At 63.0% G+C, this 17,928-nt stretch carries 19 protein-coding genes and 1 tRNA gene; 7 read left to right on the top strand and 13 right to left on the bottom strand.

Annotated features, from left to right (window positions below):
• Positions 1-160: 160 nt before the first annotated feature.
• The 8 genes from fabG to ACQZAB_RS12695 form a co-directional block, all read right to left on the bottom strand.
• A complete protein-coding gene (fabG, locus tag ACQZAB_RS12730; RefSeq protein ID WP_428389900.1) occupies positions 161-910 on the bottom strand; it encodes a 3-oxoacyl-[acyl-carrier-protein] reductase in 750 nt (249 codons plus the stop codon).
• 54 nt (positions 911-964) lie between these two features.
• The gene (gene fabD / locus ACQZAB_RS12725) at positions 965-1,915 is read right to left on the bottom strand and encodes an ACP S-malonyltransferase (RefSeq protein WP_428389899.1); all 951 of its coding nucleotides are present in this window, start codon (positions 1,913-1,915) and stop codon (positions 965-967) included.
• A gap of 45 nt (positions 1,916-1,960) precedes the next feature.
• The gene (locus ACQZAB_RS12720) at positions 1,961-2,971 is read right to left on the bottom strand and encodes a beta-ketoacyl-ACP synthase III (RefSeq protein WP_428389898.1); all 1,011 of its coding nucleotides are present in this window, start codon (positions 2,969-2,971) and stop codon (positions 1,961-1,963) included.
• Positions 2,968-3,996, bottom strand: a complete 1,029-nt coding sequence (plsX, locus tag ACQZAB_RS12715; RefSeq protein WP_428389897.1) for a phosphate acyltransferase PlsX — start codon at positions 3,994-3,996, stop codon at positions 2,968-2,970. Before plsX ends, ACQZAB_RS12720 begins: the two co-directional genes overlap by 4 nt.
• The gene (rpmF, locus tag ACQZAB_RS12710) at positions 3,996-4,184 is read right to left on the bottom strand and encodes a 50S ribosomal protein L32 (protein WP_428389896.1); all 189 of its coding nucleotides are present in this window, start codon (positions 4,182-4,184) and stop codon (positions 3,996-3,998) included. Before rpmF ends, plsX begins: the two co-directional genes overlap by 1 nt.
• Positions 4,185-4,448: 264 nt before the next feature.
• A complete protein-coding gene (locus ACQZAB_RS12705) occupies positions 4,449-6,479 on the bottom strand; it encodes a sodium:solute symporter family protein (RefSeq protein WP_428389895.1) in 2,031 nt (676 codons plus the stop codon).
• Entirely contained in the window at positions 6,476-6,793 is a 318-nt protein-coding gene (locus ACQZAB_RS12700; RefSeq protein ID WP_428389894.1) for a DUF4212 domain-containing protein, read from the bottom strand. The genes ACQZAB_RS12705 and ACQZAB_RS12700 overlap by 4 nt, the downstream gene beginning before the upstream one ends.
• A 97-nt stretch (positions 6,794-6,890) precedes the next feature.
• A complete protein-coding gene (locus ACQZAB_RS12695) occupies positions 6,891-7,364 on the bottom strand; it encodes a hypothetical protein (RefSeq protein ID WP_428390172.1) in 474 nt (157 codons plus the stop codon).
• Between ACQZAB_RS12695 and ACQZAB_RS12690 the strand changes: the two genes are divergently transcribed.
• From ACQZAB_RS12690 to ACQZAB_RS12675, 4 genes are read left to right on the top strand one after another with little or no spacing between them, the layout of a single operon-like run.
• On the top strand, positions 7,264-8,085 hold the full coding sequence (locus ACQZAB_RS12690) for a type II secretion system protein (protein ID WP_428389893.1): 822 nt from the start codon (positions 7,264-7,266) through the stop codon (positions 8,083-8,085). The genes ACQZAB_RS12695 and ACQZAB_RS12690 overlap by 101 nt on opposite strands.
• A gap of 40 nt (positions 8,086-8,125) precedes the next feature.
• Positions 8,126-9,259: a bifunctional methionine sulfoxide reductase B/A protein gene (locus tag ACQZAB_RS12685; protein WP_428389892.1), complete on the top strand. Its 1,134-nt coding sequence runs from the start codon at positions 8,126-8,128 to the stop codon at positions 9,257-9,259.
• 43 nt (positions 9,260-9,302) lie between these two features.
• Entirely contained in the window at positions 9,303-9,773 is a 471-nt protein-coding gene (locus ACQZAB_RS12680) for an ion channel (RefSeq protein WP_428389891.1), read from the top strand.
• Positions 9,774-9,801: 28 nt separating this feature from the next.
• The gene (locus tag ACQZAB_RS12675) at positions 9,802-10,599 is read left to right on the top strand and encodes a heme-binding protein (RefSeq protein ID WP_428389890.1); all 798 of its coding nucleotides are present in this window, start codon (positions 9,802-9,804) and stop codon (positions 10,597-10,599) included.
• Here the strand turns inward: ACQZAB_RS12675 and ACQZAB_RS12670 are convergent.
• Positions 10,560-12,077, bottom strand: a complete 1,518-nt coding sequence (locus tag ACQZAB_RS12670; protein ID WP_428389889.1) for a serine hydrolase — start codon at positions 12,075-12,077, stop codon at positions 10,560-10,562. The genes ACQZAB_RS12675 and ACQZAB_RS12670 overlap by 40 nt on opposite strands.
• A 258-nt stretch (positions 12,078-12,335) precedes the next feature.
• Here ACQZAB_RS12670 and ACQZAB_RS12665 point away from each other — a divergent pair, with 258 nt between their 5' ends.
• Both ACQZAB_RS12665 and glpK read left to right on the top strand, forming a co-directional pair.
• Positions 12,336-13,769, top strand: a complete 1,434-nt coding sequence (locus ACQZAB_RS12665; RefSeq protein ID WP_428389888.1) for an MFS transporter — start codon at positions 12,336-12,338, stop codon at positions 13,767-13,769.
• 31 nt (positions 13,770-13,800) lie between these two features.
• Positions 13,801-15,291, top strand: coding sequence for a glycerol kinase GlpK (glpK, locus tag ACQZAB_RS12660; protein ID WP_428389887.1), 1,491 nt, complete (start codon positions 13,801-13,803; stop codon positions 15,289-15,291).
• 44 nt (positions 15,292-15,335) lie between these two features.
• Here glpK and ACQZAB_RS12655 read toward each other — a convergent pair whose 3' ends face one another.
• Both ACQZAB_RS12655 and ACQZAB_RS12650 read right to left on the bottom strand, forming a co-directional pair.
• Positions 15,336-15,872 carry a DUF4920 domain-containing protein gene (locus ACQZAB_RS12655; RefSeq protein WP_428389886.1) on the bottom strand — a complete coding sequence of 179 codons (537 nt, stop codon included), beginning with the start codon at positions 15,870-15,872 and terminating at the stop codon, positions 15,336-15,338.
• 91 nt (positions 15,873-15,963) lie between these two features.
• A tRNA-Val gene (locus ACQZAB_RS12650) sits at positions 15,964-16,037 on the bottom strand.
• Positions 16,038-16,154: 117 nt separating this feature from the next.
• Between ACQZAB_RS12650 and ACQZAB_RS12645 the strand changes: the two genes are divergently transcribed.
• Positions 16,155-16,583 (top strand): peptidylprolyl isomerase, encoded by a 429-nt coding sequence (locus ACQZAB_RS12645; RefSeq protein ID WP_428389885.1) that lies wholly within the window; start codon positions 16,155-16,157, stop codon positions 16,581-16,583.
• 36 nt (positions 16,584-16,619) lie between these two features.
• On the opposite strand, the gene ACQZAB_RS12640 is transcribed toward ACQZAB_RS12645, so the two are convergent.
• Both ACQZAB_RS12640 and ACQZAB_RS12635 read right to left on the bottom strand, forming a co-directional pair.
• A complete protein-coding gene (locus ACQZAB_RS12640; RefSeq protein ID WP_428389884.1) occupies positions 16,620-17,261 on the bottom strand; it encodes an FkbM family methyltransferase in 642 nt (213 codons plus the stop codon).
• A 157-nt stretch (positions 17,262-17,418) separates the two neighbouring features.
• Positions 17,419-17,907 (bottom strand): dihydrofolate reductase, encoded by a 489-nt coding sequence (locus ACQZAB_RS12635; RefSeq protein ID WP_428389883.1) that lies wholly within the window; start codon positions 17,905-17,907, stop codon positions 17,419-17,421.
• Positions 17,908-17,928: the final 21 nt, after the last annotated feature.

Below are 17,928 nucleotides of genomic sequence, written 5' to 3'. Positions count from 1 at the left end.
CTGCTGTCCGTGCTCCGGCGTGGTAACGCGGGACTATATCGCGGGGTATACGGATTGCCAAGCATCGGCCGACCCGCTGGGGCGATGCTGCGGGCCTCTCTGGCCCGTCTTTTTCGGATGAAACAACCCGTTTTGGGTCGATCCTCCGGAGTTTTCGGGTTTATACCATGGTCATCCCACCATCGACGGTGATGACCTGACCGGTCACGTAACCGCCATCTTCGGCGGCGAGGAAGGCGACGGCGTGGGCGATCTCGGCGACCTGGCCGAAGCGTCGGAGGGGCGTGACCTGCTTGACGTTGTCTTTGATCGCATCGGGCAGAACGTCGGTCATGTCTGTCTGGATGAAGCCCGGGGCGATCACGTTGGCCGTGATCTGCTTGGGGGCGAGTTCCTTGGCGATGGACTTGGTGAGGCCGACGACGCCGGCTTTGGCGGCGGCGTAGTTGGCTTGTCCGGCGTTGCCGACGATGCCCGAGACCGAGCCGATATTGATGATCCGGCCCCATTTGCCGCGCATCATCGGGCGGGCGGCGGCTTTGCAGGACTCGAACACGGATCGGAGGTTGGTAGCGATGACGTCGTCGAATTCCTCGTCGCTCATGCGGAGGAAGAGGTTGTCGCGGGTGATCCCGGCGTTGTTGACGAGGATGTCCAGGCGGCCATGGGCTTCGACGGTGGCTTCGACCACGGCGGCAAGTGAACCTTTTTCACTGATATCGCAGGTGGCGGTTGAGGCGGACCCGCCTTCGGCTTCGATGGCGGCCTTGATCTCCTCGAGCTTGGGGGCGCTGCGGGCGACACAGACGACATGCCGACCTTGTCTGGCGAGAGCCTTGGCGGCCTCGGCGCCGATGCCGCGAGAGGCACCGGTGACGATGGCGACGCGTTGGGGTTGTTCCTGACTCATGCTTTCTGGCTTTCGGTCTGGGCCTGATTGGCCTGGGTGGCGTGTCGTGGTGGATCAGGCGGGCTGGGCGTGGTTCTGGACTTTGATCGAGCGGTCGATGCGCTTCATGAGGCCGGAGAGCACCTTGCCCGGAGCGAGCTCGATGAACTGACTGCTGCTGTAGCGTTCGGCGGCGAGTTGCATCGACTGTGACCAGCGGACCGGTGAGGTGAGCTGGTCGACCAGTTTCTGGCGGATGCTCGCGGCGTCGGCGTCGTGGGGTTTGCCGGTGACGTTGGAGAGGACCGGGCGGGTCGGCATGGACCAGCTGACCTGCTCCAGGGCTTCGCTGAGCCGTTCGGCGGCGGGTGCCATGAGCGGCGAGTGAAAGGCCCCTGCGACGACGAGTGGGGTCGGCTTGAGGCCCATCTCGCTGGCGACGGAGACGGCTCGGTCGCAGGCGTCGCGGCTGCCGCTGATGACGACCTGCATGGGCGAGTTGAAGTTGGCGGGCACGAGCACGCCGTCCCCTCGGGCTTTGTCACAGAGCTCGTTGATGGTTGCTTCGTCGGCGTCGCCGGTGATGGCGACCATGCTGGAGTCGGCGGCTTCGGCGGCGTCCTGCATCGCTTTGCCGCGGAGATCGACCAGGCGTAGCCCGTCTTCGAAAGAGAGGGCTCCGGCGAGGTGCAGGGCGGTGAACTCCCCGAGGCTCAGGCCGGCGGTCATGGCGATGTGATCCGGGTTGATCTCACCGGCTTCGAGGAGCCCGCGGTAGCTGGCGACTGAAGCGGTGTAGATGGCCGGCTGGGCCCGGTCGGTCCTGGCGAGCTGGTCTTCAGGCCCGTCGAAGCAGAGGGTGGTCAGGTCGTAGCCGAGCAGGTCGTTGGCACGTTCGAAAGTGTCGCGGGCGGCCTGGGATTTTTCGCACCAGGCCTTGGCCATGCCGACGTGCTGGGCGCCCTGGCCGGGGCACAGCAGCGCGATGAGGCTGGGGCTGGCGTCTGTCTGGGATTCGGGGGCCATAAGCGGGTCTCGTTAGCGAACGGGTTTAGCTGGGTGGATAGTGGCTTACACGCGCCAGAGGCTGGTGGTCCAGGTGAGCCCGCCTCCGATGGCGAGGAAGAGGACCAGGTCGCCTGACTTGATGCGTCCTTCGCTGCGCTGCTCGTGCAGGGCGATGGGGACGCTGGCGGCGGAGGTGTTGCCGTAGCGGTCGATGTTGATGCAGAACTTCTCGGGCGGGAGGTCGAGCCGATGCCGGGCGGCCTCGAGGATTCTGCGGTTGGACTGGTGGGGGATGACCATCGCGAGGTCGGCGGGATCGACGCCGGTCGTGGCCAGGGTCTCGTCGATGATGGCTTCGGTGGTCGTTACGGCGAACTTGAAGACCTCGCGGCCGTTCATCTGGAGTTTGCCGTAGTTGCCGGAGAAGACGTCGTCAGGGGCGTCTGTCGGCAGGTGGCCTTCGTGCCTGGGCAGATAGAGCTCACCCCATCGGCTGCCGTCGCTCCGCATGGTCTGGAAGAGACAGCCTGTTTCGGGGTTGTCGTCGGCGGTGACGACGGCGGCTCCTGCTCCGTCGCCGAAGAGCACGCAGGTCCTGCGGTCGGTGAAATCGAGCACGCGGCTCATCGTCTCGGCCCCGACGACGCCGATGTTCTTGTAGTGGCCGGCCTGGATGAGTCCTGCAGCTACATTGAGGGCGTAGACGAAGCCCGAGCAGGCGGCGGAGAGGTCCATGGCTCCGGCTGGTACCGCGCCGACCTGAGCGGCCATCTGTGCGGCACTCGAGGGGCAGGCCATTTCTGGGGTCATGGTGGCGAGGATGACCAGATCGAGATCACTCGGGTCTGTGCTGGCCTCTTCAAGGGCCTGGCGAAGGGCCTGCTCGCCGAGGTCGATGACGGTCTGGTCATCGCTGGCGATCCGGCGTTCGGAGATGCCGGTGCGCTTGGTGATCCAGTCGTCGGAGGTGTCGACGATCTCGCTGAGGTCTTTGTTGTTCAGCACGCGGTCGGGCACGGCCAGCCCAGTGCCGGCCAGGCGCACGCCCCGGCTGTGGCCGGGCCGCTGAATCATGCCGCACCCTCGGGAATCTGCTGGTCGCTGAGCGCTTCGATAAGCCGTTCGTTGACGCGGTGCTCGACGTGGCTGATGGCGGCTCGGATGGCGGCGACGACGGTGCGGGCTTCGCTGGAGCCGTGGAGGATCATGCAGATGCCATTGGCCCCGAGCAGGGGGGCCCCGCCAAACTCGTGGTAGTCGTGTTTCTTGTAGATGCTCTTGACGAGCGGCCCAAACTTCATGGCGAGTTCGGGGGAGGTTTCGGCGATCTCGGCTCCGATGGTCTTGAACAGACCAGCGGCGAGACCCTCGGAGAGCTTGAGGACGACGTTCCCCGTGAAACCTTCGGTGACGATGACGTGGGCCTTGCCGAAGAACAGGTCGCGTCCTTCGATGTAGCCGACGTAGTTGGCCTGCTTGTCGGCCTTGAAGAGCTGGGCTGTTTCCTTAACCAGGGCGCTGCCCTTGGATTCCTCGCCGCCGATGGAGAGCAGGGCGATCTTGGGGTTTTCGATGCCCAGGACCTGCTCGGCATAGATGCCGGCCATGCGTCCGTACTGGTAGAGGTGGCTGGGGCGTGGTTCGGGGTTGGCGCCGACGTCGCAGACGGTGACGGGCCCGCCAAAAGTGGGCATGGTCACGGCGATGCCGGGGCGGTGGACGCCGGGGAGGCGTCGCATGGACATCTGGGCGGCGGCGACGCAGGCGCCGGTGTTGCCGGCGCTGAGGACGACATCGCAGAAGCTGTCGCCGGCCTTGCGGCCGCCGAGGTCCATCAACCGGACGATGGAGCTGTCCTGCTTGCCGCGGAGGGCAGCGACGGGGCTGTCACCCATGCCGATGACCTCGGTGGTGGGCACCACTTCGATCTGGGCGTGGCCTTTGAGCCCACGCTGATCGAGCCCGTGGTTGATGACGGATTCATCGCCGACGAGCACCATCGTGTGGGTATCACCCAGCTGCGGGATGGCGTCGAGGCAGCCTGTGAGGATCGCATCGGGCGCGTGATCCCCACCCATGACATCGATCGCGATGCGCACTAGCTGTCCCTGTTGGTCTTGAGCTTGAGGGTCAGTCCCGGTCGCACGTAGCCGCAGTTGTTACAGGCGGCGTGCGGGGTCTTGGCGTTGCCACAGTTGGGGCAGTTCACCCACTGGGAGGCACGCAGGGCATCATGGGAGCGACGCTTGCGTCCCTGGGTTCGGGTCTGTCGTTGGACGGGGAGCATAAGAGGTATCCTCGCTGGCCAGCCTGGCGGTGTTTTTGGCAGCTAATTGCTGATTGATCGCCGGGCGATCTGCCCGATCACTGGATCGAGCGAAGCGACATACCTTAGAAACCGGCCCGCTGAGCGTCAAGGTGGCTTATCTGTCGTTTCGTCAAGGGGTTGCTGCGTCTGGTGGCCTGGATAGGGAGCGCGGCTCGGCTGGCCCGTCACACAGGACCCTGCCTGGTGGTCTGGGCGGGCCTGGGAAGCTGGTCGGATCATGGTTCAGTGGTCCTGAGCGGCCTCGATTTCGACGGCCGGGCCGACGCCTTCGGGTTCGCGGAGGCTGGCGACGAGTTCCTGGGTGGCCTCATTCGGGGCCTTGGTCAGCGGGGTCAGGGCGAGGGTCACGATGAAGTTGATGGCCATCCCGACGACGCCGATGCCCTGCGGGTTGATCCCCCAGAGCCAGGGCGTGCGCAGGACGGATTCGGCACCGAGCAGCGCGTCGGCCAGTTCCGGTCCGAGGATGACGTTGGCCTTGTTGCAGAAGATGTAGAAGGCCGTGAAGCCGATCCCGCAGATCATGCCGGCGATGGCGGGGATTGCGCCTACTCGCTGGCTGAAGATGCCAAGAACGAGCACCGGGAAGAAGCTCGCCGCGGCCAGTCCGAAGGCGAAGGCCACCACCTCGCTCACGAAACCGGGCGGGTAGATGCCGAAGTAGCCGGCGATGACGACGGCGACGGCGATGGTGATGCGGCCGACGAGCAGGCGCTGCTTCTCGGAGGCCTGCGGGTTGAGCATCCGGTAGTAGAGGTCGTGTGCGACGCTGGACGAGATGACGAGGAGCAGCCCGCTGGCCGTGGAGAGCGCTGCGGCGAGCCCGCCTGCAGCGATGAGGGCGATGATCCAGTCGGCCAGTTCGGCCATCTCGGGGGTGGCCAGGACGATGATGTCACGGTCGGGTCCGGTGAAGCCGCGCTCGCGGAGGAGAACGCGGCCGTCGGCGCCTTCGGCACCGTTGGTGTCGAGCCACTGCTGGTGTTCGAGGCGGAGTTCGGTGAGGTCGTTCTCGCTCATGGCCCCGCGTCGGAAGATCTCGTTGTCCTCGCGGCCGGAGTAGTGAACGAGGCCGTCGCCGTCGTCGAGCCAGAGGATGAGCCCGGTCTGCTGCCAGTTGCGGAACCAGTGCGGGATCTGCGAGGCGATGGCGCGTCCCGACGCCGTCTTGTAGAGGTAGGCCACCCCGCCATCGACGGTGTCGGCGTTGCGTGAGCCTTCGCTCAGGAGCATCTCGACATCGCCGACCACCTGATCGGGCGGGACCACGGCGGCCCGGCCGTTGATCGATTCGATCATGTAGTAGCGGGCAAAGGCCGCCACGGAGGGCGCCGTCAGGTAGAGCATCGCGATAAACAGCAGCGCCCAGAAGCCGGACCAGCGGGCAGCGGCGACATTCTTGACCGTGTAGAAGCGTACGATCACGTGCGGCAGTCCGGCGGTCCCGCACATCAGGGCGAGAGCGACGCAGGCGACGTTGAGCATGTTCCAAGGCGAGCCCTCGACGAAGGGCTCGGTGTAGCTGGCGAAGCCGAGGTCGGCGTGGAGCTGATTGAGGCGATCGAGAAGGGTGACGCCGGCACCGACGCCTTCGACCACAAGATCGCTGCCGAGGCCGACCTGCGGGATCGGCTCGCCGGTGAGCTGGATCGAGATGGCGATGGCCGGGATCAGGAAGGCGGTGATGAGCACCCAGTATTGGGCCACCTGCGTCCAGGTGATGCCCTTCATCCCGCCAAGGATCGCGTAGAAGAGCACGATGGTCATGCCGATGTAGACACCAACGGAGACATCGACTTCGAGGAAGCGTGAAAACACGACACCGACGCCACGCATCTGGCCGGCGACGTAGGTGAAGCAGACGAAGAGCGCACAGATGACGGCGACCAGCCGGGCGGTCGAGGAGACGTAGCGGTCGCCGATGAAGTCGGGCACGGTGTACCGGCCGAACTTGCGGAGGTAGGGCGCGAGCATCAGGGCGAGCAGCACGTAGCCGCCGGTCCAGCCCATGAGGTAAACCCCGCCGGCGTAGCCGAGCGTCGAGATGATGCCGGCCATCGAAATAAAGGAGGCGGCCGACATCCAGTCGGCGGCTGTCGCCATACCGTTGGCGGCGGCGGGCACGCCTTGTCCGGCGACGTAGAAGCCCTTGGTATCACGGACACGGCTCAGCCAGGCGATGCCGAGGTAGAGCGTGAAACTGATCCCAACGAGCAAGATGGTCCAGAGTTTGACCGGGTCGAAGGTGCTCATGCCTGCTCCCCAGATTCGTCCTGCGGCTTGAGGTGCTCGCGGGTGATGTCCTCGTGGTGCCAGCGGTCGAGACGGTTCATGACGATGGCGTAGGTCAGGACGATGAAGACAAAGACCACGATGCTGCCCTGCTGGGCAAACCAGAATCCCAGGGGCACGCCGAAGGGGGCGTAGTTGTTGAGCGGTTCGGCCCAGAGGATGCCGAGGCCGAAACTGACAAAGGCCCAGAGCAGCAGCAGGACGCTCATCAGAAGGAGGTTCCAGCGCCAGTACGCTCTCCGAGCGGCGGCGAGTCCGTGCGGTTTGGTTGTCATGTCTATCCCAACGCCTGTCGTGGTGTGAAACTGCGTCCGTGAGTCGGGGAGCAAGCTAACCGCAGACGGTGGGGTCGATCAAGGGGATGGAGGCCTGTCAGTTCTCAGCGGCTTCGTCGTCGGGCGGTTCTTCCTGGCGGGGTGAGCCCGAGAAGTCGACGCTGGCCGTGCCCCTCGTGGTGGTGATGGTGGCCCGGTATCTGCCATCGGGTTCGAGGGGTCTGGGCCTGACCTCGTGTCGGAAACCACGCGGCCGGTCGCCATACATCACGGCCTGGGCCTGTCGGGTTTCCGCGCCGCGCGGGATGATCTTCCAGACAGGGTCGGATTCGAGGCCGAACCTGGGGACCTGCCATTCGCCTTCGTCATTTTGCTCCATCCTGTGGACGACGAGCTCGCTGATGTCGTAGGCTTGATTAAAGGCAATCATCACCACAGGCGGGCCTCCGCGTCCGTCACGATGACTCGCAATGACCTGGATCTCGGATGATTGCCAGGGAGCCGCCCAGATGAGCCAGCTGAGCAAAAGCACGACGAGAAACCCGAGCAACCATCCTGTGCGTGTGGTCATGGGTGCTGCCACTCCTTCCCGCTACGGGTTTACCTTGATCGAGTTGCTGGTGGTGATTTCGATCATTGCGATCCTCATAGGCATCTTACTGCCGAGCCTGTCGAGCGCAAGGGAGATCGCCCGGCAACTCAACTGCGGCACACGGATCCGGACGCTAGCTCTGTCTCTGGAGCTCTATGCGCAGGACAACCGCAGTTTCTATCCGGCGAGGATCGCTCCCCGCTGGACGACAGTGATGTCGGAGTACTACGGCGTTCCTGACATTCTTATTTGCCCGAGCGATGAGCCTGCCGAGCAAGGCAATGCCAACGACACCCCCGAGGACCGCCGGCCCCGGAGCTATCTCATTAATGGCTTCAATGACATCGTCGTCGAGCGAGAGAACGACGCTGACGCCTGGCGCCGGCCGGGCATAGCGATTCGCCAACCCGAGGTCCCATCGCCGGGGACGGTGATCCACTTCGGCGAGAAGATCACCTTCGAGGGAGAGCCGGGTGATCGAGGCGACTGGTACATGGACCTCTTCGAGGGGATCGGCAACGACTTTCAGGTCGTGAATCACACCCGTCATGGCGACCCGGATCGCAACCGTGGGGGGTCTTATTACGCCTATGGCGACGGCTCGGCCCGGTTTATCCCTTTTCCCGAGGCGCTCGAGCCGGTCAATCAGTGGGCCACCATCCGTGCCTATCGTGAGGGCACCGTGGAAGATCCCGGTTGATCCCGCGGAATAAATACCTGCTGCCACCTATGGTTACGGCATGAGGTTATTCACCCCCATCGCTGTGCTGTTGACCTGTTTATTCGCGCTGCAGGGTTGCGTCGAAAACGACGCAAAAGCCCGGCAGGCAGAGAAGGACTCATCCATGCCATCGACCGTGTTTGTGAAAGTGTTCGACGCCGAAGGCCAGTTGGTTGGCCCGGTCCCTTCGCCGACAGTCAGCAAGACCGAAGCCGAGTGGCGTGAGCAACTGGGGGATCATGTCTACCACGTGACCCGGTCCGACGGGACCGAACGCGCTGGCACCGGCGAGCTGCTGCACAACAAGGAAGAGGGCGTCTACAGCTGTGTCTGCTGCGGGCTGCCGCTGTTCGAGTCGAAGACCAAGTTCGACAGCGGCACCGGCTGGCCGAGTTTCTATGCACCGATCGCCGAAGAGAACATCCGCAACGTCCGCGATGAATCGCACGGCATGGTGCGCACCGAGAACGAGTGCGCTCGGTGTCATGCGCATCTGGGGCATGTCTTCCCGGACGGTCCGGCTCCGACAGGGCTGCGGTACTGCATGAACTCGGCCTCGCTGGCCTTCACCCCGAGTGCTGAACTGGCGTCGCTGGCCGATCCGGCTGCGGAAGCCGGCCCCGCGGCCGAGGCCGTGTTCGCTGGTGGCTGCTTCTGGTGCACCGAAGCCGTCTTCGAGCAACTCGAAGGGGTCTACACGGTCGTCTCCGGGTACGCCGGCGGCCGACCCGAGACCGCGAAGTACAGCCAGGTCTCGGCGGGGCTGACCGATCATGCCGAGGTCATCAAGATCACCTACGACCCCGAGGTCATCGGCTACGACAAGCTGCTGGAAGTCTTCTTCACGATCGCGCACGATCCGACACAACTCAACCGGCAGGGACCCGATGTCGGCAGGCATTATCGCTCGGCGATCTTCTATGCCAGCGAAGCAGAGAAAGCGCAGGCCCAAGCCTATATCGATCAGCTGCAGGCCAGTGGGAAGTTCGACAAGCCGATTGTGACCACGCTCGAACCGCTGGAGGCGTTCCACGAGGCCGAGGCCTACCACCAGGATTACGTCCTTCATAATCCCGGGAATCCCTACATCCGCCAGCAAGCCATGCCCAAGCTGGAGAAGCTTCGCGATACCTACGCCGACAGCCTCAAGTAAGACAGGGCTTGGCCAGCGTCATCGTCGGGGTTACGTTGCCTGCATGGAAGATTCAACCCTTTGGCCGGTGCTGCTGGCTTCTGCCCTTGCGGTGGTTCTGAGCGTGATTCTTCACGCCGCCGTCGTGGTGAAGCTGAAGATGTGGGGCGACGACACCTCCTGGTCGCCGGTCGCGATCCTGTCGACCACCGTGCTGGTGCTGATCACGGCGCACCTGTTTCAGATCGGCGTGTTCACCTCCTGCCATTATCTGGCCGAGTTCGTTGGCCGGGATCGGATCGGCGAGCTGGCGGGGGATACGAATGGCTCGATGTTTGATCGGTACTACTTCTCCGCCGTCGTGTTCTCGACGCTTGGCTTCGGCGACATCCGACCCTTAGGACCGCTACGCATCCTCTACGCCGTGCAAGCCCTTTGCGGGCTCGTTTTGATCGCCTGGTCCGCTTCGCTGACTTACCATCAACTGCAGGAGCATTTCAAGAGTGTCCTAGGCCCAACTGAATCCAAAAAATAGTGGAGCGACTCACATGCCATGGCTTGATGTGAAACTTAAACTGTGCCTCAGTGCCTTCGCTCCACTACTTGCAGTCGGCGTCTTGCTTGTTGGTTGTGTGCAGGCCGAGATCGAACCGGTCGCCGAGGCCGAGCCCGAGGTGGTTCAGCCCGTGCACATCAATGACCTCGAAACCGCAGCACCCGCGGACTGGGAGGTGCTCCGCGTCGCCGGTGAGCCCGAGCACGAACTCAGCGTCATGGAAGGCAGAACCAACAAGGGTGACGAAGCCGACTACTACCGCGCCGGCAAAGCTCGCATCTCTGCATCGCTCGCCGAGGGTTATGCCCGGCCGACGGTGCCCGGTGCGATGGAGATCAAGCACTACAAGGGCTATCGGCAGGCGATGATCGAAACACCCGGGACCGACTCGGGCTTCTGGCCGCTGTTCCAGCACATCTCCAGCCGGGAGATCGCGATGACGGCCCCCGTCGTCATGACAGGGCGTGTCGCGGGGGAAGAGCAAGCCACCTCGACCATGGCTTTTCTTTACCGATCCCCTGATCTCGGCCCGACAGGTCCCGCCGAGCGAGGCGTCATGGTCGAAGACATCGAACCGATGACGGTCCTTGCTGCCGGATTCATGGGCCGACGCGCCTGGAGCGAGATCGACACAGCCCGCGAGCAACTCGAAGGCTGGCTGGCGAATCAGGAAGACGAGCATGGCAGCTGGGTTGCCGCCGGCGAGGTGCAACTCCTCGGTTACAACGGTCCTGATACACCACGCCGTTTCCAGTGGTGGGAGGTTCAGATCCCGGTCACCTGGGAGCCGGCCGAGACCGAGTGATCGACTGCTGTCACCCGCCTCATCAGCAGGACCGAGCCAGCCAGGATCGCCATGATGCTCTTCGGTTCCGGCAGGGCGGTGATCGTCTCTCCGAACCCGAAACTCGTGGCCAGCAGCGACAGGTCAACGAGATTGACGATGCTATTGCCGTCGAAGTCGCCCTGCTCCCAGCCGCGACCGATCGTGGCGAAGTTGCTCGCGAGGTTTGAGAGATCGATCAGATCGACGATGCCATCGAGGTTGCTGTCGCCGGGGGCCGTGGCCAGCAGGCCGGTGACCAGGAACGCCCGGTCCAGTTCATCGACCCGACCCGATCCATTCAGGTCGAACGCCGGGCCGGTGGACCCGCTGCGCAGGGCGGCGGAGATCAGGTTGATATCGATGGCGTCGACCAGCCCGTCGCCATCCAGATCGCCGGCACGCTCGCCTGAGAGGTCGTGGAGGATCGCGGCGTGCATCAGCGAGCTGAGGTCGCGCAGGTTTCCGAAAAAGCTTCGGTCGGTCGCGAAGGTAAAGACCAGCTCTTCGGATTCATCGATCCAGCTGTGAAACCCCCTGGCCCCTGCGGCCAGTGCATCGACGCCGGGACCGCCGGTCTGGAGCTGGTCGAGCCAGACGCCGATGCCGTACCGATTGTTATCGACCGGCGAGTTGGCGATCGGCTGGTCGGGTGAGGTCTGCAGCGTCAGCATCTCTTCAACGGAAGCGGTCTCCAGCACCCTTGTCCCGGTCACGCGATCGACGCCGTCGTTGAGCAGCATGTCCATGAAACGGGCGTAATCGGTGGCGGTGGAGGCAAGCCCGCCGGCCACGCGCGGGTGGGTCTCGCTGGCCAGAGCGAAGAAGCTGTCGGTCATGCCGAGGGGTCCGGCCAGTCGCTGCTCGAAGAGGCTGGCGTAGTCGACACCGGTCGCGATCTGAGCGGCCGCCCCGGCCGAGTGCATCGAGAGCCCGCCATAGGCAAACGTGCTGCCGGGCGGGCCGTTCACCAGCGGTTGCTGTCCGATTAGAAAAGCCGCCTGCCGAAGCGTGAGGTCGGGGTTGGCCAGAATCGGCGAGGAGCTTCCCTGGCCATCGAGTCCCGAGGTGTGCGAGAAGGCCTGGCGGATGGTCATGGCCTGCTTCTCGGGCGTGTCGTACTCGGGCAGGAATTCGCCGAGCCGGCTGTCGAGATCGAAGGGCAGCAGGCTGGTCTCTGCGACGCTCATCATCAGCGCGCCGCTGACGGTCTTGGTGCTGCTGTCGGTGGCCGCGACCCGGCCGATCTCCCAGTCGCCGAAGGCCCGGTGGTAGATCGGCTCGCCGGCCCGGAGCACCCGCACCTCGAAGCCCGGCACCTCGACGTCCACGTTCAGGCCAGCAAGCGAGCCGTTCGAGAGGGCGGTCAGTGTCGGCAGGCTGTCGGCTTGCGTCGTCAGACCGCCGGCAGAGGCACTCAGCAGCCATCCCAGGCAGAGGCAGTGTCCGATGCTTCGCATGATCCTTCCGGCCTTTCGTTATCAGAGGGTGTCACGTCTGCGAGACAACGCCAGCGGGCCTGGCTTATTGCGTGCGACTTTTGGCTGTTTGTTTCCCACGATCGGTTTAGCGGATCTCCAACGGGCCTTGCGATGGGGCTGGGCCTCGGTTTTTAGTCGCCTCCAAGTAACTGTTACGCCACGGCTTGTGACAGACTCTCACGGTTGTCGCTAGCATCGGGCCTTCTTGCAGGATTCACCGCCCGTCAGGAGTCTGCCTTGTCGACCTCAACCCTTTCGTCCCCGCAGGTTTCACGCGTCCCACTCGGCCAGAAAATCGCCTTCGGCATCGGCATGCTGGGCAATCAGATGTTCCCTGCGGCCCTGGGTGTCTTCATGGTGGTGCTGGTGCAGAGTCTGAAGATGGACGTGCTGCTGGCCGGTCTGCTGGCCTTCGCTCCGCGCATCTTTGATGCGATCACCGACCCGATCATGGGTTACATCTCCGACAACACCAAATCCCGATGGGGACGGCGGCGGCCCTACATCCTCATCGGTGCGATCATCGCCGGCATCTCTTTCGCGCTCATGTGGCAGCTCGATGCCAACAACAGCGAGATGTACAACTTCTGGTATTTTCTGTTGCTGTCGCTGGTCTTCTATCTCGGGCTGACGATCTTCGCGACACCCTACGTCGCGATGGGCTACGAAATGAGTGACGACTACCACGAGCGCACGCGCATCATGGCGATCGCGCAGTGGATCGGGCAGTGGGCCTGGGTGATCGGCCCCTGGTTCTGGATCATCATCTACTACGAAGGCTTCGCCAGCGACGGGACCGAGGGGGCCCGCAAGCTGGCGGTCTGGGTGGGCATCGCCTGTATTCTGCTGGCGGCGACGCCGGCGATCTTTTGTCGGACCCAGCCGGTTGACCCTTCCACGCAAGATGAGCTCTCGTTTCGGGGCATGTTCGACAGCGTCGGCAGCCTGCTGCGTGGCATGCTCACGACCCTGCAGAACGGCCCCTTCATCCGCATCTGCGCCGCGACGTTTCTGATCTTCGGCAGCTTCAACACCGTGGCCGCCTTCGCTTTCTACATCATCGTCCACCACATGTTTGGCGGTGATCCCGGTGCGGCCGGGCGCTGGCCAGCCCTGCACGGCTCGATCACGGCGCTGGTGACGACGTTCCTGGCTATCCCGGTGGTGACCTGGCTCTCGATCAGATTCGGCAAGCGCGTCGCTTTTCTGATCTCCCAGAGTGTCTCGCTGCTCGGTTACGTGGCGTACTGGTGGTGTTTCGATCCGAGTAATCCCTGGCTGCTGTTTCTCCCGCTGCCGCTTTTCTGCTTCGGGATTGGCGGGCTCTTCACCATCATGATGTCCATGACCGCCGACATCTGCGACCTCGACGAACTCAACACCGGCACACGGAGCGAGGGCCTGTTCGGTGCCGTCTACTGGTGGATGACCAAGTTCGGCTTCGCCCTCGCCGGTCTGCTGACAGGCGTCATTTTCAGCTTCGTCGGCTACGACCCGGCGCTGCCCGAGCAAACGACGGAAGCCATCACCGGCTTGCGTCTGGCCTACATCCTCGTGCCCTGCACCGGCACGCTGATCGCGATCGTCGTAATGCTCGGCTACGACCTCGACGAGCAGCGGGCCCACGAGATCCGCGAGCAGATTCAGCAGCGTAAAGCCCAGCAGCGATAACGCCACCGACCGTATCTGCCCGAGACCGCCCATGCCTCACATCCTCGCCCTCGACCAGGGCACGACCAGTTCGCGAGCGATTCTCTTTGACCAGACCGGGAGCGCGGTCGCATCCGCGCAGCAGGAGATCAATCAGCACTACCCCCAGCCCGGCTGGGTCGAGCACGACCCCGATGAGATCTGGCGGACCCAGCTCCAGACGGCCCGTGCCGTCCTGCAGCAGGCCGATATCCCGGCCTCTGACGTGGCGGCCATCGGCATCACGAACCAACGCGAGACCAGCCTGCTCTGGGACCGACGCACGGGCAAAACCCTCGGCCGGGCGATCGTCTGGCAGGATCGCCGAACCGCAGACAAATGCGAGGCCATCCATGCCTCGGGTCAGGCCGACGACATCCGCCAGCGCACCGGGCTGGTGATCGACCCCTACTTCTCGGCGACCAAGATCCAGTGGCTCCTCGATCACCACGATGGCGCGAGGGCCGCCGCTGAGAAGGGCAACCTCGCCTTCGGAACCGTCGACACCTGGCTGCTCTGGAAACTGACCTCCGGACGCACCCACGCCACCGATGCCAGCAACGCCTCCCGCACGATGCTCTACAACATCCACGAGGGCCGATGGGACCCCGACCTACTCGGCCGCTTCGAGATTCCCGCTGGCATGCTGCCGGAGGTCCATCCCAGCAGCGGGGTGGTCGCGACCATCGACCCCGACCTGCTTGGCCATCCGATACCGGTGACGGGCATCGCCGGCGACCAGCAGGCCGCGCTCTTCGGACAGGCCTGCTTCGAACCGGGCGTGACCAAATGTACCTACGGCACCGGCTGCTTCATGCTGATGAACACCGGCGCGTCTCCCGTCCCTTCAAGAAGCGGCCTGCTCACCACGATCGGCTGGCAGCTAGCGGACGAGACGACCTACGCCCTCGAAGGAAGCGTGTTTGTCGCCGGAGCGGCCGTGCAGTGGCTCCGCGACGGGCTCGGCCTGATCCGAAAGTCCTCCGACATCGAAGCGCTCGCACGCTCGGCCAAAGACAATGGCGGGGTCTACTTCGTCCCGGCTCTCACCGGCCTCGGCGCCCCCTCCTGGGACCCGCACGCCCGTGGAGCGATCGTGGGCCTCACCCGCAGCAGCACCGCCGCCAACCTCGCCCGCGCCACGCTAGAAGGCATGGCCCATCAGGTCGCCGACGTGCTGGAGTTGATGGTCGACGATTCGGGGATCCAGCTCAAAGACCTCCGCGTCGATGGCGGGGCATCCAAGAACGATCTGCTGATGCAGCTCCAAGCCGACCTGCTGGGCACCGACCTGATTCGCCCAGTGCAAACCGAAACCACCGCCTGGGGCACAGCCTGTTTGGCCGGTCTGGGCATTGGCCTCTGGGATTCTCGCGAGCAGCTCACAGCTCTGACCGGAGCCGCCGATCGCTTCAAGCCATCGCTGCCCTCTGATCGGAGAGCGTCCGAGCGCAGGCAGTGGCGGCGTGCCCTTGGCCGTTCGCTGTCCTGGGAGTCTGAATAGGCCCGGGACCGCCGGATTATTGGCTTCGCCTCGCGTTGCCGCGTTTAGGGCGTTTGGAGTTCCAGATCGTAGATTCGCGCCGAGGGAGCACCGAACCACAGGATTTCCTGCGGCCCGACGATCGCCGCCAACTCCTCAGCCGTCGCGCCGTTGTCTTCGGCGAGGTGCCGAGCGTACTCCTCATCGACTTCACGGCGTTCGAGCACGCCATAAGCCATGGCGTGATGCCCTTCTGCGGCCATAGGAATCAGACGCCCATCGATCGGACAGGTGAACTTGATCATGACGGCTTCATTCATCTCATCCGAGCCCATGGTCATCCAGCAGCCCTTGCTCTGGCAGACTTCGCGAACGGTCCCGCCAAGCGCGATCTCCCGGCCGAGATAAGCATCGGGATCATCCATGACGGCCTCGATCGAAACGGCCTTGGGCGGCGACGCCGGCAGGGCCGTGCCGTAATCCATGTAGACGTCTGACGTGTAGACCTTGCTGGGCATCATGCCGCAGCCGACGCTGAAGACGAGCACCAGAGCGAGCGCGAGTATCTGGGAACAACGATGGCTGAGATATCTCTGAGTCATAAGGAAGGACCCTCGTGTGGTTGGATGATGTTTAGACAAACGCATTTTAGCTGCCCCCGGATCACATGCCGGTGCATATCAGCTCCCGGAATGGGCGATGCAGGACTCGAACCCGCGACATCTTCGGTGTAAACGAAGCGCTCTAGCCAGCTGAGCTAATCGCCCGACGGCTGAAGTATACCCGCAGATCGCTTAAGATCGCCCCTTCGGCAGAACGCCGATATGTGACCTTTTTATCGCCTGAACCACGGATCGCCGATCCGATCGAAGGACCCGTTTCCCATGAAGACCGCCACCATCGAGACCAGCAAGGGCACCATCACCCTCGAGCTCTACGACGACAAGACCCCTAAGACCGTCGCCAACTTCGAGAAACTCGCCGCCGACGGCTATTACGACGGCCTGAAGTTCCACCGCGTCATCGAGGACTTCATGATCCAGGGCGGCTGCCCCAAAGGCGACGGCACCGGCGGACCGGGCTATACCTTTGAGGACGAGTTCCACCCCGACCTCAAGCACGACGGCCCCGGCGTCCTCTCCATGGCCAACGCCGGCCCAGGCACCAACGGCTCGCAGTTCTTCATCACACACGTCGAAACCTCCTGGCTCGATGGCAAGCACTCCGTCTTCGGCAAAGTCACCGACGGACAGGACGTCGTCAACAAGATCCAGCAGGGCGATGTGATGACGAAGGTGACGGTCAGCCCGTAGGTCCATACAGCGTTGTTTTCTTCTGCGAGCAGGTAGTTAGGGTTCTGCCCTAACTGCTCGCATTGGATACCCCCGAGTAACGGCAAACCCAAGATCTTCGATTCTTCGATACATATCCTCTACATCTCGACCGGGAACGATATGGCTCTCTCTAACAATATATTTGATCGATGAGGCTTTGTTTTTATTTAAGGCATCGAAAATCTCGTACTCGCCACCCTCGCAGTCAATCTTCATGAGTTTAATGCTATCACCACCCATTGATAATGCTTCATCAATGGCAATAACATCCACCTCGAACGACGGCTTTTCGGTATTTCGGCCATCAACCTGTTTTGCAAGAGATGAGTAGGCCGACTTATTACTCGAATAGAAAGCAGCTTTAGTCGATACAGCGCCAACCGCACCGTTGATTGCGTTCACATTGTTGATATTATTAATTTCCAAGTTTCTCAATAGACGTTTAAAGATCACGGGGTCGGGTTCATAAGAGAAGACCTTTCCTGTGTCACCTACGAGCCTTGAAGCAACGATCGTGAATGCACCTATATTTGCACCCACATCCAAAACCGTATCGCCCTCGCTTAGATAATCGTGGCCATCGAGATAGTCGTTTCTCAGCATGTTTTCGAGAAATGTATACCAATCACCCTGTCCACCCTTCAGGTTCAGCTTCATGCCGTCACGCGTGGTGGCTGTATAGCATCCTTTATAAAGTCTTACGGAATCAAGAGCCAGAAGAAGACGAGGCGATGCGCCAGCAATTAGGTCACAACGGCAGCGTATCCTAGATATAAATGACATAAAGCCTCACAAAGTAGATATATGGGGGTATTTACACTCGTATGAGTCGCGCAACGCTAAATCGAAAGCAATGCTGCCTATCGACATCGTGTTCCATCAGCACCTCCCGCTCCCACCCGCTGAAATCAAAGTCAGGCAGCACCACATCCCCCTCCACCTCGGCATGAACCACGGTCTCGTACAGCCGATCGGCGATCGCAAACGCCTCGGCGAACAGCCCCGCGCCGCCGATGACGAACACCTCCTGCTCCGTCTCCCGATACGGCTCTAACGCCTCGTCGAGCGACCGCCGAACCGTGATCCCCTCGAAGCTGAAATCCGGCCTCCGCGTCAGCACGATGTTCTCCCGGCCGGGCAGGACCGACTCGTGATCCTCGAACGTCCGCCGGCCCATGATGATCGGGCAGCCCAGTGTCGTCTGCTTGAAGTGCCTGAAGTCATCGGGCAGGTGCCAGGGCAGCCCGCCATCCTTGCCGATGACACGGTTCTCCGAACGCGCATAGATGAGAGACAGGATCATGCAGGCATCCTACGCAGGCAC

Source organism: Mucisphaera sp., assembly GCF_965279675.1.
GTDB lineage: Bacteria > Planctomycetota > Phycisphaerae > Phycisphaerales > Phycisphaeraceae > Mucisphaera.
The sequence above is the reverse complement of the archived record's forward strand: the minus strand, read 5'-3'. Positions and strand labels throughout refer to the sequence as shown.

Bases quoted from the DNA above. Each gene is read 5' to 3' on its own strand.
- fabG (WP_428389900.1), bottom strand. From the start codon at position 910: ATGAGTCAGGAACAACCCCAACGCGTCGCCATCGTCACCGGTGCCTCT.
- fabD (WP_428389899.1), bottom strand. From the start codon at position 1,915: ATGGCCCCCGAATCCCAGACAGACGCCAGCCCCAGCCTCATCGCGCTG.
- ACQZAB_RS12720 (WP_428389898.1), bottom strand. From the start codon at position 2,971: ATGATTCAGCGGCCCGGCCACAGCCGGGGCGTGCGCCTGGCCGGCACT.
- rpmF (WP_428389896.1), bottom strand. From the start codon at position 4,184: ATGCTCCCCGTCCAACGACAGACCCGAACCCAGGGACGCAAGCGTCGC.
- ACQZAB_RS12705 (WP_428389895.1), bottom strand. From the start codon at position 6,479: ATGAGCACCTTCGACCCGGTCAAACTCTGGACCATCTTGCTCGTTGGG.
- ACQZAB_RS12700 (WP_428389894.1), bottom strand. From the start codon at position 6,793: ATGACAACCAAACCGCACGGACTCGCCGCCGCTCGGAGAGCGTACTGG.
- ACQZAB_RS12690 (WP_428389893.1), top strand. From the start codon at position 7,264: ATGACCTGGATCTCGGATGATTGCCAGGGAGCCGCCCAGATGAGCCAG.
- ACQZAB_RS12695 (WP_428390172.1), bottom strand. From the start codon at position 7,364: ATGACCACACGCACAGGATGGTTGCTCGGGTTTCTCGTCGTGCTTTTG.
- ACQZAB_RS12685 (WP_428389892.1), top strand. From the start codon at position 8,126: ATGAGGTTATTCACCCCCATCGCTGTGCTGTTGACCTGTTTATTCGCG.
- ACQZAB_RS12680 (WP_428389891.1), top strand. From the start codon at position 9,303: ATGGAAGATTCAACCCTTTGGCCGGTGCTGCTGGCTTCTGCCCTTGCG.
- ACQZAB_RS12670 (WP_428389889.1), bottom strand. From the start codon at position 12,077: ATGCGAAGCATCGGACACTGCCTCTGCCTGGGATGGCTGCTGAGTGCC.
- glpK (WP_428389887.1), top strand. From the start codon at position 13,801: ATGCCTCACATCCTCGCCCTCGACCAGGGCACGACCAGTTCGCGAGCG.
- ACQZAB_RS12655 (WP_428389886.1), bottom strand. From the start codon at position 15,872: ATGACTCAGAGATATCTCAGCCATCGTTGTTCCCAGATACTCGCGCTC.
- ACQZAB_RS12645 (WP_428389885.1), top strand. From the start codon at position 16,155: ATGAAGACCGCCACCATCGAGACCAGCAAGGGCACCATCACCCTCGAG.
- ACQZAB_RS12640 (WP_428389884.1), bottom strand. From the start codon at position 17,261: ATGAAGCTGAACCTGAAGGGTGGACAGGGTGATTGGTATACATTTCTC.
- ACQZAB_RS12635 (WP_428389883.1), bottom strand. From the start codon at position 17,907: ATGATCCTGTCTCTCATCTATGCGCGTTCGGAGAACCGTGTCATCGGC.